Source organism: Clostridium sp. AM29-11AC, from assembly GCF_003480545.1.
In the GTDB taxonomy this organism is placed as follows: domain Bacteria; phylum Bacillota; class Clostridia; order Lachnospirales; family Lachnospiraceae; genus Otoolea; species Otoolea saccharolyticum_A.
Map to the genome: position 1 here is coordinate 66,035 of NZ_QUJI01000018.1, position 15,736 is coordinate 81,770.

Annotated in this window: 9 protein-coding genes; 2 read left to right on the forward strand and 7 right to left on the reverse strand. The window is 53.2% G+C overall.

Features of this window, described 5'->3' with window-relative positions; translation table 11 throughout:
• The first annotated feature begins 111 nt into the window (after positions 1-111).
• Positions 112-1,206 carry a hypothetical protein gene (locus DW757_RS13025; RefSeq protein ID WP_118751889.1) on the forward strand — a complete coding sequence of 365 codons (1,095 nt, stop codon included), beginning with the start codon at positions 112-114 and terminating at the stop codon, positions 1,204-1,206.
• A gap of 181 nt (positions 1,207-1,387) precedes the next feature.
• Here the strand turns inward: DW757_RS13025 and DW757_RS13030 are convergent, their stop codons facing one another.
• The 7 genes from DW757_RS13030 to DW757_RS13060 all read right to left on the reverse strand — a co-directional run bounded on the left by DW757_RS13030 (position 1,388) and on the right by DW757_RS13060 (position 15,198).
• A complete protein-coding gene (locus DW757_RS13030; RefSeq protein ID WP_118751890.1) occupies positions 1,388-3,124 on the reverse strand; it encodes a phospho-sugar mutase in 1,737 nt (578 codons plus the stop codon).
• Between the two features lie 138 nt (positions 3,125-3,262).
• Complete coding sequence (locus DW757_RS13035; RefSeq protein WP_118751891.1) at positions 3,263-4,243, reverse strand: phosphotransferase; 981 nt, start codon at positions 4,241-4,243, stop codon at positions 3,263-3,265.
• Positions 4,244-4,374: 131 nt separating this feature from the next.
• Positions 4,375-4,911 carry a flavodoxin family protein gene (locus DW757_RS13040; RefSeq protein WP_008399539.1) on the reverse strand — a complete coding sequence of 179 codons (537 nt, stop codon included), beginning with the start codon at positions 4,909-4,911 and terminating at the stop codon, positions 4,375-4,377.
• A 103-nt stretch (positions 4,912-5,014) separates the two neighbouring features.
• Entirely contained in the window at positions 5,015-6,232 is a 1,218-nt protein-coding gene (locus DW757_RS13045; RefSeq protein WP_347559993.1) for an N-acetylmuramoyl-L-alanine amidase, read from the reverse strand.
• Between the two features lie 238 nt (positions 6,233-6,470).
• A complete protein-coding gene (locus tag DW757_RS13050) occupies positions 6,471-7,412 on the reverse strand; it encodes a diguanylate cyclase (protein ID WP_243033678.1) in 942 nt (313 codons plus the stop codon).
• 231 nt (positions 7,413-7,643) lie between these two features.
• The gene (rpoC, locus tag DW757_RS13055) at positions 7,644-11,309 is read right to left on the reverse strand and encodes a DNA-directed RNA polymerase subunit beta' (RefSeq protein WP_118751893.1); all 3,666 of its coding nucleotides are present in this window, start codon (positions 11,307-11,309) and stop codon (positions 7,644-7,646) included.
• A 19-nt stretch (positions 11,310-11,328) separates the two neighbouring features.
• Entirely contained in the window at positions 11,329-15,198 is a 3,870-nt protein-coding gene (locus tag DW757_RS13060) for a DNA-directed RNA polymerase subunit beta (protein WP_008399533.1), read from the reverse strand.
• Positions 15,199-15,346: 148 nt separating this feature from the next.
• Between DW757_RS13060 and DW757_RS13065 the strand changes: the two genes are divergently transcribed.
• Positions 15,347-15,709, forward strand: a complete 363-nt coding sequence (locus tag DW757_RS13065) for a hypothetical protein (RefSeq protein ID WP_118751894.1) — start codon at positions 15,347-15,349, stop codon at positions 15,707-15,709.
• Positions 15,710-15,736 lie beyond the last annotated feature (27 nt).

Sequence of the window (15,736 nt, forward strand, 5' to 3'; positions counted from 1 at the left end):
GAAATCCCGTGTTATAATGGCAGAAAAGCGTGTTTGTCTGGAATAAAAACGGCTTTTTGATCCAATAGTAACAGCAGTACTCTCGCAGCATTTTACAACAGGAGATTTTTTATGTACGACTATTCCTTCCTTCAATGGCTCGCCTTCTTTTACATTTACAGCTTTTTCGGGTGGATTTTTGAATCCTGCTATGTATCCATTTTAAAACACCGCTTTGTCAACCGGGGCTTCCTCAGGCTGCCTCTGCTGCCTCTCTATGGCTCAGGGGCTGTCATGATGCTGTGGGTCTCCCTCCCGTTCAGGGAGCATCCGGCTCTCGTCTGTCTCTCAGGCGTGATTGCAGCCACTGCTCTGGAATACGTGACCGGTTTTGTGATGGAGCGGCTGTTCTGCGTCAAATACTGGGACTACAGCAATAAAAAATTCCAGCTGGACGGCTACATCTGCCTGAGCTCCTCCATCGCCTGGGGCTTCCTGACGATCCTTCTCACAGAGTATATCCACCAGCCCATCGCCCGTCTGGTTTTAGGCGTCAGCTATCCCGTCCTGCTTGTCTGTGTCTCTGCTGTCAGCGTACTGTTCCTTTTAGATACTTACGAGTCTGTGAGGGAGGCTCTCGCTCTCGGAAACGCTCTCAAAGCTATGACCAGGCTTCACTCAGAAATCGAGGAGCTTCAGAAGAGGCTGGAGGCGCTCCAGGAAGAAGCGGCCGGCTTCAGGCAGGAGTTTTTAGATGAGACAGAGCTGAGGCTGTCAGCGGCAAGAGAAAACGCAAGAGAGCGGCTGGACACAGCCAGAAGCGATTTTGCCGATCGGTTAGACGAGGCCAGGACCGGCATACAGGAGCGGCTGGATGAGGCCAGAAGCAGCATGAGGGAAAGGCTGGACGAGGCCAGAGCAGATGCCAGAGAACGGCTTTCCGGCGCTAAATTTGATACGAGGGAGCGGCTCTCATCTGTTGCAGAGCAGCTGAGTGATGCCCGGCTTCGCCGGGAACAGCTGGCAGGAGGCGGAAAGCTTCGCCGTTTCTATCGCCGGGGACTCTTTTCAGGCAATCCCGGTGCCGTTTCCCACCGATTCCCTGAGGCATTTCTGGAACTGCAGCGTCTGTCTTTAAAGCAGACAGACGGGAAGTCCAAAAAAGAACCTGATAAAGACGTGAAAGAAAAACAGGAGCAAAAAGATAGCGAAAATTCTCCGTCATAACTTTCTGTCAGTTAAAAATACATGTATATGCCGCAAAAATATGCCGCAAAAAATACGGGGAGCGCCCCCGGAACTGTGTCCGGACGCGCCCCTCGTATTCTTCTGCTTTACTTTGCTGTCTTTATATTTCCCCTTTCAGGCCTTCCGCCTTTCTGCCCTCACTGTACGGTTCCGGCAGAATCTACAGAAGTCCGTTCACAATATCCATGACGGCCTTTCCAAGCTTCTCAGCCTTCTCGTCTGCATCAGCCAGGGAGGTTCCCTTCACGCCGTAGTAGAACTTGATCTTCGGCTCTGTTCCCGACGGTCTCACACAGAGCCAGGCGCTGTCCTCCAGATCATAGTAGAGCACGTTGGAGGATGGAAGTCCGGTGGGCTTCACCTCTCCTGTGGCTGTATCCCGGATGGTATCTGCCTTGTAGTCCCTTGCGGACAGAACCTTACAGCCTGCAAACTCTGTCGGCTCATTGTTCCTGAAATACTCCATGATCTCCTGGATCTTGGCAAGCCCCTCGATTCCCTTAAGGCCGATGGACTGAACGGAATCCTTGTAATATCCGTATCTCTCATACATTGCAACCATGGCATCCCAGAGAGTCATGCCCTTTTCCTTGTAGTAGGCGGCCGCCTCGCAGAGAGCTGCCGTAGCAGAGATGGCGTCCTTATCGCGGGCATAAGTTCCGATCAGGCATCCATAGCTCTCCTCCATTCCGAACAGGTAGGTTCCCCTGCCCTCCTGCTCGTTCTTGAGGATCTGCTTTCCGATCCACTTAAAGCCTGTCAGAACCTCAATCAGCTCTGCCCCATAGTACTCTGCCACCGCGTCCACCAGATTTGTGGTGACAATGGATTTTACCACCTGTCCGTCTGCCGGAATCTGTCCTCTCTCCTTTTTCTGGCTGAGAACGTAATCACACAGAAGGGAGCCTGACATATTTCCTGTCAGCGGAATGTATTCGCCGGATTTTGTATCCTTCACATAGACACCCAGGCGGTCTGCGTCAGGGTCTGTGGCCAGAACCAGATCTGCGTTCTTTTCCTTCGCCAGCTTCAGTCCCAGCTCGAAGGCCTCCGCAGCCTCCGGATTCGGATAGCTTACAGTCGGGAAATTTCCGTCGGGAAGCTCCTGCTCCGGCACCACGTACACATGCTCAAAGCCCAGCTCCTTCATCACTCTGCGGGCCGGAATATTTCCAGTGCCGTGAAGCGGCGTGTAGACAATGGCAATCTGATCCTGCATCTTGTCAATGGCTTCCTGATTCACCACCTGAGCCTTCACCTGGGCGATGTATCTGTCATCTATCTCAGCTCCGATTGTCACATACCTTCCAGATGCCACAGCCTCCTCGCGACTCATGGTCTTTACGGAGGAGAGATCTGTGATAGCCATAACCTTCTCCGTCACCCCTCTGTCATGAGGAGGAGTGAACTGGGCGCCGTCCTCCCAGTATACCTTGTAGCCGTTGTACTCCGGCGGGTTGTGGCTGGCCGTGATATTGATTCCGGCGATGCAGCCAAGCTCTCTCACAGCAAAGGACAGCTCAGGAGTCGGCCGGAGCGATTCGAAGCGGTAGGCCTTTATTCCGTTGGCCGCCAGAGTGCGTGCCGCCTCATCCGAAAATTCCGGTGACATGCGGCGGGAATCATAGGCAATGGCAACGCCTCTGTCAGCGCCTCCCTGCTCTAAAATATAGTCTGCCAGTCCCTGTGTGGCGCGCCTTACTGTGTAGATATTCATGCGGTTGATTCCGGCCCCGATCACACCGCGAAGACCTGCAGTTCCAAACTCCAGATCCATGTAGAAGCGCTCCTTTATCTCGTTTTCATCCCCCTGGATAGCCCTGAGCTCCTTCTTTGTATCCTCGTCAAAGTAAGGGTTTGCAAGCCACTCCTCGTAGATCTTCATGTAATCTTTCATTCTGATACTCCTCCTGTGCCGTTTCTGCCACTAGATTTTGTCCTAATTATAGTATATGACGGTGAAAAAATAAAGCAGAATTATTAATGTCAGGCACAGCGCCGTCTATCGCGCCGATCCGGCCTGCGCCGCTTTTCTTCATCCCCGGATTCGGCTCAGGAAACGGTTCCTGTCCTCCTGCTGCTGTTCCAGATTTTTCAGTTTTTCCACATTTCTGGCAGGAATCCAAGCCTTGTTTGCATTAAAATAGAAGTTGATCTGCTTCCAGTACTTTTCAGGATAGAGGAAGAGATAGTAGAGATACTCCCTCTCTGTCTCCCCCATGGGAAGGATCCGGTCGTAGGCCTCCAGCATCTTCATTCCAAGCTCCAGGTTCCAGCTGTGCTTTTCCATGGCCTTTCTGATAAAATGGTACAGATCTGCCGCCTGAACCCCCAGGTGCATGCGGTTGAACTCGATAATCGGCGTATCCTGATCTCCCATCAGAATGTGGTGCTGGTTTAACTCTCCATGGCAGAGATAATGCTCCGGCTCCCGCCCCTCCCGGGCCATCCTCTCGAGCCCTCTCTGAGCCTCCAGCGCCTGGTCAAAGAACAGGCTGAAGTTTCCAATCACACACAGCTCAAAGTCCGACTTTCCCCTTCTGGCGCTGATAAAGCTCCTGGCTCTGCGAAGTTCCCGGTTGTGGCGCTTCATCTCCTCCTCCATGGGTTCAGCGAGAATCGAGCCCAGGTTCCACTCCTCCCTCACCTTCACTCCTCTTAAAATCCGGTGAAGTCTGGCAATCTGGGCAACAGCCCTCAGGATTTCCGCCTCATCCCTGACATCACATTCTCTCTCCGAAAACCAGTCCTTGACAATATATCTCAATCCGTCCTGCCCTACTGACTGGAGCTCTCCCTCCCGGTTTCTCACATACTGATCCACCTGGGTGAGTCCTTCGTCCTTCAGGACATTCAGAACCTCTTCTTCAAACTCAAGCCTCTTTTTCGTCCCTTTATACTCCCGAAGGAGCTTAAGGCCCCTGTCGGTTTCGCATATCCAGGCGCCGCGGCCTCTCCTTGCGGAGCTTACCTCCATCTCATACTGTTCCAGAACCTCTGTATTCCTGTCGTTCACACGTCACCCCTCCATACCATTCGCTGGCTTTTTCTTCAACTGTTTTCAGCTAATTCTAAGGTATGTACAGGAGGGTAAAAATATGTTTCTGACCGGGGAGATTCACTGTTCAGGCCAGGCAGGACAGTGTTCTAGCCAATGCTCCTGCCCAGGTTTCTGGCCTCCTCCGGATAGCGGCTCTTCTCGATTTCCTCGGGAACTGCGCAGTCGGCAGCATATACAGCCCCGGCATCCTCCCATTTAAGATACTGACAGACTGCATGGTAGTGGGCCTTCAGTGCCTCCACAGCCGATTTGTCATCTGCGCAGGCCGCCAGCATACAGGCCTTTTTGGCGCTGCTTCTCAGCTCCTCGTTAAATGCATAAAAGCGATCAATAGCTGTCTTCAGCTGTGCAGACATTCCGAAGTAGTAGAGAGGCGTCACAAATGCCACCAGATCTGCCTGGCTGACTGCCTCCCGCACCACGTTCATGTTATCCCTGTGGACGCAGACGCCTCCATGCTGCCGGCAGTGATCGCAGCCCAGACACGGGTGGATATTCATGGAAGCCAGATTCAGGCAGGTAACCTCATTTCCCGCCTCCTCGGCTCCTTCTGTAAATGCCTTTACCAGAACGGAAGTCGTCCCGTTTCTGTGGGGACTTCCGGCTAACACTGTAATCTTCATCGCTCTTCTCCTTTCATTCCATCTCTATTCTGCCGGCCGCCGCAGACGGCTCTGCAGGTTTTATCACAGCAGATTCAGGCAGGCGCTTCCGGCGCTCTCGCCTTTAAAAGCCAAAGTAGGCATGAATCCCGGCTACCAGCCCGTCAGCCAGGCGGCTCAGCGTATCCTCAGAGTGGCTGGATCCCTTATCTCCCAGCTCGATGTCCACACTGGGCACAGTCGAATAGGAAGTCTGCGTCAGATCCATCTCCATGGCTCCGCTGGAAAAAATTTTATTTCCGGCGCCGCGCAGCCCTTCTACCAGAGCCTCGCCCAGACTGTTGTGCTGCTGCCAGTGAGAAGCCACCGGCTCCATGGAGCGGTATCTCTCATTGGAGGGAACACTCATAAAAAAGCAGCCCTTATCGCTGGAAGTTGAATCCCAGTGAAGGGAAATATGGCAGTCCGCATAGTTATTCGCAAGTACCGTCCGGGCAATATTGTCCAGCTGTACATCCTCCCCGTCCCGGAGCATCAGCACATCATATCCCTCTGCCAGCAGGCGCTCCTTCAGAATCTGCGCCATCCGGAGGGTCACTGAGGCCTCCGGTGTGCCGTCTGCAAATGTCATTCCGGCTGACACCGCGGCGGCAGTGGTGGCGCCTGCCGCAGTGGTACCGCCTGTTACCTTGGCGCTTCCGTCCGGGTGGCACAGTGTCTTTACGCTGCCTCCTCCGGCTGTGCCGTGGCCTGCATTCAGGCCGATGGTCTTATTTTTTCTGTTTTCTGCTGTGCTCTTATACAGAACGGCTTTCCCGCTGTTTATCTTGGAAAATTCAGCATACTGGAGGCTGCTGTTAAGCCCCACTTCCGTCCCGGACTGCAGCTGAGCCCCTGCTTCACCCTGGCCTTTGGTCTCCTCCTTCACCGGCTGTCCGGCTTTTTGCCCCTCTGCCAGGTATGCGGAGGACACATAGAATTCTCCGCTGTCCGTCCTCACCACACTCCATCCATTTCCCTCGTAAAGCCGTTCCAGGACTGTGCCTCCGGGAACTGTGCCCTTTATATTGTCTCCCTCTGTGTCAGGGGAGGTGCGCAGCCGGAGGGCATCAGCTGTGACGGTCACCTTGTCATTTCTGGCTGTCATGCCCTGGCTCTCATAGGCATTGGCCGTGGTCCGGGAGGACTCGGAGCCTGGCTGCACTGTCGCAGCTCCTGCCTCTGCCTGAACCTGGGCGGCAGGCTGAACCTTTCCCCCTCCCACGGATGCAGCTGCCGCCCCTGCTGCCAGGGCTGCGCAGACAAGCATGCAGGCTGCCGGAATCATGTATCGTTTTCTCATAAACCTTCCTCTCTCTGCTCTTCCCAGATGCGGGGAGCAGGTTCCCTGTTCTGAAACCCGCCATCGGGCTTCTGACTGTCTATAGCCGCTCAGCGTACACGAAAACGCCTTACAGGCACATGTAAATCTGAACTGATCCTATCATATCACAGGGCGCCTGTTTCTCAACTGACATTTTTCTTACAATTATGTACAGCGTCCCCTCCGCCGCCTGAGCAGATGCGCGGCGCCTTTCCTGTCACTCGATGCGATATCCGTTTTTTGTGGTCCGTTTGACACTGTAGAGGGCCTTATCTGCTCTCTCGATGGCAGATTCCAGTTTTTCATCCGGGAGAATCTCCGTTCCCCCCACGGATATGCTGGGCCAGGCCTTCTCTGTCCTGTGCGCTGCAATACAGTCCACTATCCTCTCAGCCAGCCTGGCCGCCCCTTTCCTGCTGCTGATTCCGCCGCACAGCAGCAGGAACTCGTCCCCACCCATGCGGCATACGAGATCGTGAGTGCGCACAACACGGTTTAAGAGACCGGCGATTGTTTTTAATACCTGATTTCCTTCCATATGGCCATAGGTGTCATTGATCTTTTTAAAATCATCGAGATCTACTATAAACAGCCATTTCTCAGTTCTGTCTCCTTTTTTCCATATCTCCTCAAAGGTGTGGTAGTTGATCAGCCCTGTGAGCCCATCCCTCTGAGCCAGAAGCGCCATTCTGCCCGCCTCCTCCTGAGCCTTCTGCACCTGCTCAGTCAGGGTTTTGGGATAGTACTCTCCCTCTCTCTGCTCCAGATTCGGCATGGACTGATGGATATGCACGATTTTCCATCTGTCTCCTCTCCTCTCATAGAGAACTGAATAGCGGCTGTCCATATCGATCTGTACCTTCCCATCGGCACTGCTGCCCCTGATATAGAGAACCCCGTATACCAGGCAGGCGTCCTCCCCGGTCTTTCTTTCCCGGCACCGGAGGTTTTCAAAACGGAAGGAAACCTCTTCCACTTCCTCACTCTCCTGTGACATCGCTTTATAAAAATCCTGTTTATTGGTGTAAAACTCATGGGCTCCTGTGCCGATAATCACACAGTCCTCATCCAGCCATTCGCTCACCATTTTCTGCTTTTCACCGGCGTCACCGCAGAGGTAAACTCTCCAAAGTTCCTCCGTCAGTCTGCAAAAATCCATCTGCCATCCTCCCTGACGCAGCCCTCCTCCTAACATACCCTGTCCGGATACCGCTGTCTGGCTGCCGATTCTGATACTGCTCTGATTCTGATATTGGCAAGAACCGGTAGTCCGGAGAGACTTCCCTATACTACAAAAGGATGCCTGAAGCTGTTTCCATCTTCAGGCATCCTCCTTGCCAGCCTAGAGCCGTCACAAGGCTTTATGGCGTCCTTTCAGACGCCTCTGCCTTTACTCCTCGCTCAGTTCATCTTCATTTAATACGATCTGCTCTGCCTCGTCCAACTCTCCGCTCTCAGGATACTCCTGGGACAGGCCGGCTTCCTCGCTGCCCATGGACGTCTCAAGCTCCTCGCCGTCGGTGCTCAGCTTGATGGAACGGTATCTCTTCATACCTGTTCCGGCCGGGATCAGCTTACCGATCAGAACGTTCTCCTTCAGACCGATCAGGTTATCCACCTTGCCGTTGATAGCTGCCTCTGTCAGAACCTTGGTGGTCTCCTGGAAGGAAGCTGCGGATAAGAAGGAATCTGTTGCAAGGGAAGCCTTTGTGATACCCAGCATAACCTGGCGGCCCACTGCCGGCTCCTTGCCCTCTGCGATCAGGGCCTCGTTCATATCGTTGAACTCCAGAATGTTCATGGAGGTTCCCGGAAGAACGTCGGAATCGCCGCTCTCCTCAACCTTGATCTTCTTTAACATCTGGCGCACGATCATCTCGATATGCTTATCGTTGATCTCCACGCCCTGTAAGCGGTAAACTCTCTGTACCTCCTGGATCATGTAATCCTGTACGGCGCGCACACCCTTAATCTTTAAGATGTCGTGGGGATTTACACTACCCTCTGTCAGCTCGTCGCCTGCCTCAAGCACTGCGCCGTCCTGAATCTTGATTCGGGAGCCGTAAGGAATCAGGTAAGTCTTGGAGTTTCCTGTCTCGTTGTCTGTGATAATGATCTCGCGCTTCTTCTTCGTGTCCTTGATAGTAGCCACGCCGCCGAACTCAGCGATAATCGCAAGTCCCTTAGGCTTACGTGCCTCGAAAAGCTCCTCGACACGGGGAAGACCCTGTGTGATATCGCCGCCGGCCACGCCGCCTGTATGGAAGGTACGCATGGTAAGCTGTGTACCAGGCTCACCGATGGACTGTGCAGCGATAATTCCGACAGCCTCGCCTACCTGCACCGGCTGTCCTGTAGCCATGTTGGCGCCGTAGCACTTAGCGCAGACACCGATGTGGGACTTACAGGTTAACACGGTACGGATCTTCACAGAGTTTCTGCCCTGCTTCTCAAGGGCCTTCATGACAACGGCTGCACGCTTCGGCGTACACATGTGGTTCGCCTTGATCACGATCTCACCTGTATCCGGATCCACGATATCCTCGGCGATGAAACGGCCTGTGATACGCTCCTGGAGGCTCTCGATGGTCTCCTGTCCGTCTGTAAAGCCCTTGATCTCCATATATGGGATCTCGCCCTTGCCGGCGCAGCAGTCGTCCTCGCGGACAATCAGATCCTGGGAAACGTCTACAAGACGTCTGGTCAGGTAACCGGAGTCGGCTGTACGAAGAGCCGTATCGGAAAGCCCCTTACGGGCTCCGTGGGCGGAGATGAAGTACTCCAGTACGTCAAGACCTTCACGGAAGTTGGACTTAATAGGAAGCTCGATGGTGTGTCCCGTCGTATCTGCCATCAGGCCTCGCATACCGGCCAGCTGCTTAATCTGCTTATCGGAACCACGGGCGCCGGAGTCAGCCATCATGAAGATGTTGTTGTATGCGTCCAGTCCTGTCAGCAGGTCATGAGTAAGCTGGTCGTCAGTGGCCTTCCAGGTCTCGATAACCTCTTTATATCTCTCCTCCTCGGTGATAAGACCGCGGCGGAAGTTCTTTGCAATTCTGTCAACCGTTGCCTGTGCGTCAGCGATGAGCTTCGGCTTGCTTGCAGGCACAGTCATATCGGATACGGATACGGTCATAGCGGCCTTTGTGGAGTACTTGTAGCCGATGGCCTTGATGTCGTCCAGAGTGATAGCTGTCTGGGTAGCTCCGTGGGTATTGATAACCTTCTCCAGGATCTGCTTCAGCTGTTTCTTTCCTACGTGGAAGTCAACCTCCAGCTTCAGCTCATTGCCCTCGATGCTTCTGTCCACAAAGCCCAGATCCTGAGGGATGATCTCGTTAAAGATAAAGCGTCCCACCGTGGACTCTACCATTCCAGTCTTAACGGTTCCGTCCGGCATCTCCTTCTGCATTCTTACTTTTACCTTGGAGTGCAGCGTTACTTCCTTGTTCTCATAGGCAAGAATGGCCTCGTTCACGTTCTTGAAGGCCATGCCCTCTCCCTTTACGCCCGGTCTTTCCTGTGTCAGGTAGTAGATACCGAGAACCATATCCTGGGAAGGAACGGCCACAGGGCCTCCGTCGGAAGGCTTTAACAGGTTGTTCGGGGACAGAAGGAGGAAGCGGCACTCTGCCTGCGCCTCTACGGACAGAGGAAGGTGAACAGCCATCTGGTCGCCGTCGAAGTCCGCGTTGAAGGCGGTACATACCAGCGGGTGCAGCTTAATAGCCTTGCCCTCTACCAGAATCGGCTCGAATGCCTGGATTCCCAGTCTGTGCAGTGTAGGAGCACGGTTTAACATAACCGGATGCTCTTTAATTACGTCCTCCAGCACATCCCACACTGCCGGCTGAAGGCGCTCTACCATCTTTTTGGCGTTCTTGATGTTCGGAGCGTACTGCTTTGCAACCAGCTCCTTCATAACGAACGGCTTAAAGAGCTCAATGGCCATCTCCTTCGGAAGACCGCACTGGTAGATCTTCAGCTCCGGTCCAACGACGATAACGGAACGTCCGGAGTAGTCAACTCGCTTTCCGAGCAGGTTCTGGCGGAAACGTCCCTGCTTACCCTTTAACATATCGGAGAGGGACTTTAAAGCTCTGTTTCCAGGACCGGTTACAGGGCGTCCGCGGCGTCCGTTGTCGATAAGGGCATCCACGGCCTCCTGCAGCATCCTCTTCTCGTTTCTCACGATAATGTCCGGGGCTCCAAGCTCCAGAAGTCTTGCAAGACGGTTGTTTCTGTTGATAATTCTTCTGTATAAATCATTTAAGTCGGATGTGGCGAAACGGCCTCCGTCCAGCTGTACCATAGGACGGATATCCGGCGGAATAACCGGGATAACGGTCATAATCATCCACTCCGGCTTGTTTCCGGAGTTTCTGAAGGCCTCCACTACCTCAAGCCTCTTGATGATTCTGGCTCTCTTCTGGCCGGTGGCATCCTTAAGCTGCTTTCTCAGATCCTCGGAATCCTTCTCAAGGTCAATGCCCTTTAACAGCTCCTGGATCGCCTCGGCTCCCATTCCCACGCGGAAGCTGCCGTAGCCGAAGTTCTCCACCGCATCGCGGTACTCCTTCTCGGAGAGAACCTGCTTGAACTGCAGGCTGGTTTTTCCCGGATCCAGTACGATGTAGGATGCGAAGTAGAGCACCTTCTCCAGGGTTCTCGGAGAAATGTCCAGGATCAGTCCCATACGGCTCGGGATTCCCTTAAAGTACCAGATATGGGAGACCGGGGCGGCGAGCGCAATATGGCCCACACGCTCCCTGCGGACGCTGGCCTTTGTGACCTCAACGCCGCACCTGTCACAGATAACGCCCTTGTATCTGATCTTCTTATATTTGCCGCAGTGGCACTCCCAGTCCTTGCTCGGTCCGAAGATTCTCTCACAGAACAGTCCGTCCTTCTCAGGCTTTAAGGTTCTGTAGTTGATTGTCTCCGGCTTCTTTACCTCGCCGTGGGACCACTCCAGGATCTTCTCAGGGGAAGCCAAACCGATTTTGATTGCATCAAACGTCAATGGCTCATAAGTTTCATTTGTCTCTGGCATGAGCGGTACTCCCTTCTATTTATTCTTCATCGTCAGAATATGAATCATCCTGATCGTTCACATAGTCATCCGTGTAGTCGTCTGTATAGCTGTCAGATTCTACAGAGGCCAGCTCTCCGTCCTCCTTGAATTCCTGACGCTGAAAGCCCATGCTCTCGAAGGATTCGTTCTGTGAGTAGCTCTTGCTGTCGCCTTCCAGAATCGAGCGGATGTCGGTGTCGCCGTAGTCGATATTCTCGCTCAGCTCTACCTCGGAGCCGTCCTCCCGCAGTACCCTCACGTCCAGACCTAAGGACTGAAGCTCCTTTAAGAGTACCTTGAAGGACTCCGGTACGCCCGGCTCAGGGATGTTTTCACCCTTGATGATGGCCTCGTAGGTCTTCACACGTCCTACCACATCATCGGACTTAACGGTAAGGATCTCCTGTAAGGTGTAGGATGCACCGTAGGCCTCCAGAGCCCAAACCTCCATCTCTCCGAAACGCTGTCCGCCGAACTGTGCCTTTCCTCCCAGAGGCTGCTGTGTAACCAGGGAGTATGGTCCGGTGGAACGGGCATGGATCTTATCGTCTACCAGGTGGTGGAGCTTCAGGTAATGCATGTGTCCGATGGTAACCGGGCTGTCGAAGAACTCGCCGGTACGTCCGTCTCTCAGGCGCACTTTTCCGTCGCGGCTGATGGGAACACCCTTCCAGAGCTTTCTGTGCTCCAGGTGACTTCCCAGGTATTCCATTACCCCTTCATCCACCTTGTCTTTATATTTTGCCTCAAACTCTTCCCAGGAGGTGTTTACATAATCGTTTGCCATCTCCAGGGTGTCTGCAATGTCGTTCTCGTTTGCACCGTCGAAGATCGGTGTGGATACATTGAAGCCCAGGGCCTTGGCTGCAAGGCTTAAGTGAATCTCAAGAACCTGTCCGATATTCATACGTGACGGCACGCCCAGCGGGTTCAGCACGATATCCAGCGGACGTCCGTTCGGCAGGAACGGCATATCCTCAACAGGAAGCACGCGGGAAACCACACCCTTGTTTCCGTGACGTCCGGCCATCTTGTCGCCCACAGAGATTTTTCTCTTCTGGGCAATGTAAATGCGGACGGTCTCGTTTACACCCGGGCTTAACTCGTCGCCGTTCTCTCTTGTGAACACCTTGGCGTCCACAATAATTCCGTAGGCTCCGTGAGGAACCTTGAGGGAGGTGTCGCGGACCTCTCTTGCCTTCTCGCCGAAGATGGCGCGCAGAAGCCTCTCCTCAGCAGTCAGCTCAGTCTCTCCCTTCGGAGTAACCTTTCCTACCAGAATGTCTCCGGCACGAACCTCGGCTCCGATGCGGATGATTCCTCTCTCATCCAGATCCTTCAGGGCATCCTCGCCGACACCCGGCACATCCCTTGTGATCTCCTCCGGCCCTAATTTCGTGTCGCGGGCCTCTGCCTCGTACTCCTCAATGTGAACGGAGGTATATACATCCTCCTGAACAAGACGCTCGCTCAGGAGAACGGCGTCCTCGTAGTTGTAGCCCTCCCAGGTCATGAAGCCGATAAGCGGGTTCTTTCCGAGGGCAATCTCTCCGTTGCAGGTGGAAGCGCCGTCTGCAATAACCTCGCCGGCCTCCACATGGTCTCCCTTGTAGACGATAGGCTTCTGGTTGTAGCAGTTGGACTGGTTGCTTCGTGTAAATTTCGTCAGGCGGTATACGTCCTTCTGTCCGTCAGAGTCGCGCTTTACGATGATCTCATTGGAAGCGGAGCGCTCTACCACACCTGCATTCTTTGCCAGCACGCAGACACCGGAGTCAACGGCAGCCTTGCCCTCGATACCTGTACCTACAGCCGGAGCCTCTGTGGTCAGAAGCGGAACGGCCTGACGCTGCATGTTGGAACCCATCAGGGCGCGGTTTGCGTCGTCGTTCTGAAGGAACGGAATCATGGAGGTCGCCACGGAGAATACCATCTTCGGGGAAACGTCCATCAGGTCGATTCTTCTCTTCTGGAACTCAGAAGTCTCCTCGCGGAAACGTCCTGATACGTTGTTGTGAACGAAGTGTCCTTCCTCGTCCAACGGCTCGTTCGCCTGAGCAACCACGAAGTTATCCTCCTCGTCAGCTGTCAGGTAAACTACCTCGTCTGTTACCACCGGGTTAGACGGATCTGTCTTGTCTACCACGCGGTAAGGCGCCTCCACGAAACCGTACTGGTTTACTCTCGCATAGGTAGCCAGAGAGTTGATAAGACCGATGTTCGGTCCCTCAGGTGTCTCGATAGGGCACATACGTCCATAGTGTGTATAGTGAACGTCTCGCACCTCGAATCCGGCACGGTCTCTGGAAAGACCGCCAGGTCCCAGGGCGGAAAGACGTCTCTTATGTGTAAGCTCGGACAGCGGGTTGTTCTGATCCATGAACTGGGACAGCTGGGAGCTTCCGAAGAACTCCTTCACAGCCGCTGTTACAGGCTTGATATTAATCAAGGACTGAGGAGAAATATTCTCCATATCCTGTGTCGTCATCCTCTCGCGGACTACTCTCTCCATTCTGGAAAGACCGATGCGGTACTGGTTCTGTAAAAGCTCTCCCACAGCGCGGATACGTCTGTTGCCCAGGTGATCGATGTCGTCCGGCGTTCCGATTCCGCCTTCCAGGTGCATATTGTAGTTGATGGAAGCGATGATGTCTTCCTTTGTGATATGCTTCGGAATCAGCTCGTGGATATTCTTTCTGATGGCTTCCTTTAACTCATCCTCGCCCTTTCCGTCATTTTCTGCCAGGATATTCTCGAGTACAGGGTAGAATACTAACTCTGTCACACCGATCTCCGCAGGGTCGAAGGAAACATAGGCAGCCAGATCCACCATCATGTTGGAGAGAACCTTGTGATTCTTCTTCTCTCCGGCAATCCATACAAACGGCACTGCCGCGTTCTGGATCTTTGTTGCCAGCTCCTTGTCTACAACCGTTCCCTTCTCTGCCAGAATCTCGCCTGTGGACATGTCGACCACATCCTCAGCCAGTGTGTGTCCGGCGATACGGTTCTTGAAATGGAGCTTCTTATTAAATTTATAACGTCCCACCTTTGCCAGGTCATATCTTCTCGGGTCGAAGAACATGCTGTTTAATAAGCTCTCGGCGCTGTCCACAGAGAGCGGCTCGCCGGGACGGATTTTCTTGTATAATTCGAGAAGGCCGTCCTGATAGTTGTCGGAGGTATCCTTCTCAAAGCTCTTCTCCAGCTTTAACTCATCACCGAACAGGTCGATGATCTCCGCATTCGTTCCGTAGCCTAACGCACGGATCAGGACTGTTACAGGAACCTTTCTTGTCCTGTCCACACGAACATAGAAAATGTCATTAGAGTCAGTCTCGTACTCAAGCCATGCACCGCGGTTCGGGATAACCGTGCAGCTGTATAACTCGGTTCCGATCTTGTCATGTCCAATGCCATAATAAATACCAGGGGAACGTACTAACTGGCTGACGATAACACGCTCTGCTCCGTTGATCACGAAGGAGCCGGTATCCGTCATAAGCGGCAGATCACCCATGAAAATCTCATGTTCGTTAATCTCGTCCTTGTCCTTGTTGCAAAGCCTTACCTTCACCTTTAAAGGCGCTGCGTAAGTCGCGTCGCGTTCCTTGCATTCTTCGATTGTATATTTAATATCATCTTTACAAAGCGTAAAATCTACAAATTCCAGACTTAAATGGCCCGCAAAGTCAGCGATCGGGGAAATATCATCAAACACTTCCCGTAAGCCCTCGTCAAGGAACCACTGGTAAGAGTTTTTCTGAATTTCAATTAAGTTTGGCATTTCCAGAACTTCCTTCTGCCTAGAGAAGCTCATTCTGATACCTTTACCGGCTTTGGCCGGACGCATTCTGCTTTTCTCCATTCGACGTTTCACCCCTGTTTTCTTTCTATGTTTAATGGCGGGTTTCGCGCGCTTCACGATGCGGTTCTCTGTATAGCTTTAGGCGCACGACACCACAATAGTGCATTTTTCATAATATCATGGCTGTGTCAAGATGTCAAGAGGGGGGATGGAAATTTTTTTCTGCGGCAAGGAACAGGAGAGGGATATTTATTCCAGCGAAGTCACAAATATCCCTCTCCTGTTCCTGGGACGGGTACGGAATTTTTTCTGGTTCTGGGGATGTTCCTGGTCTGGAGAAGGGAAGAGAGCGGCAAAATTTTTCCGGGAGGGAAAGGAGGTGAGAAAGCAGGAGCGGCGGGTGAAACAGAACGGAAAGAACGGCAGGCGGCAAAGACGGCAGGCGGGAGCGAAACGGTTGGAAAGGCAGATGACGGCAGGAAGCAAGGGAATCGGCGAAGGCGGTGGAACATTTCTTTCTGTGTACAGGGCCGGAGAGAAAACAGATGAATATTGCCAAAAAATGGCATAATATATAGAATACGCCGCAATGCCTCCG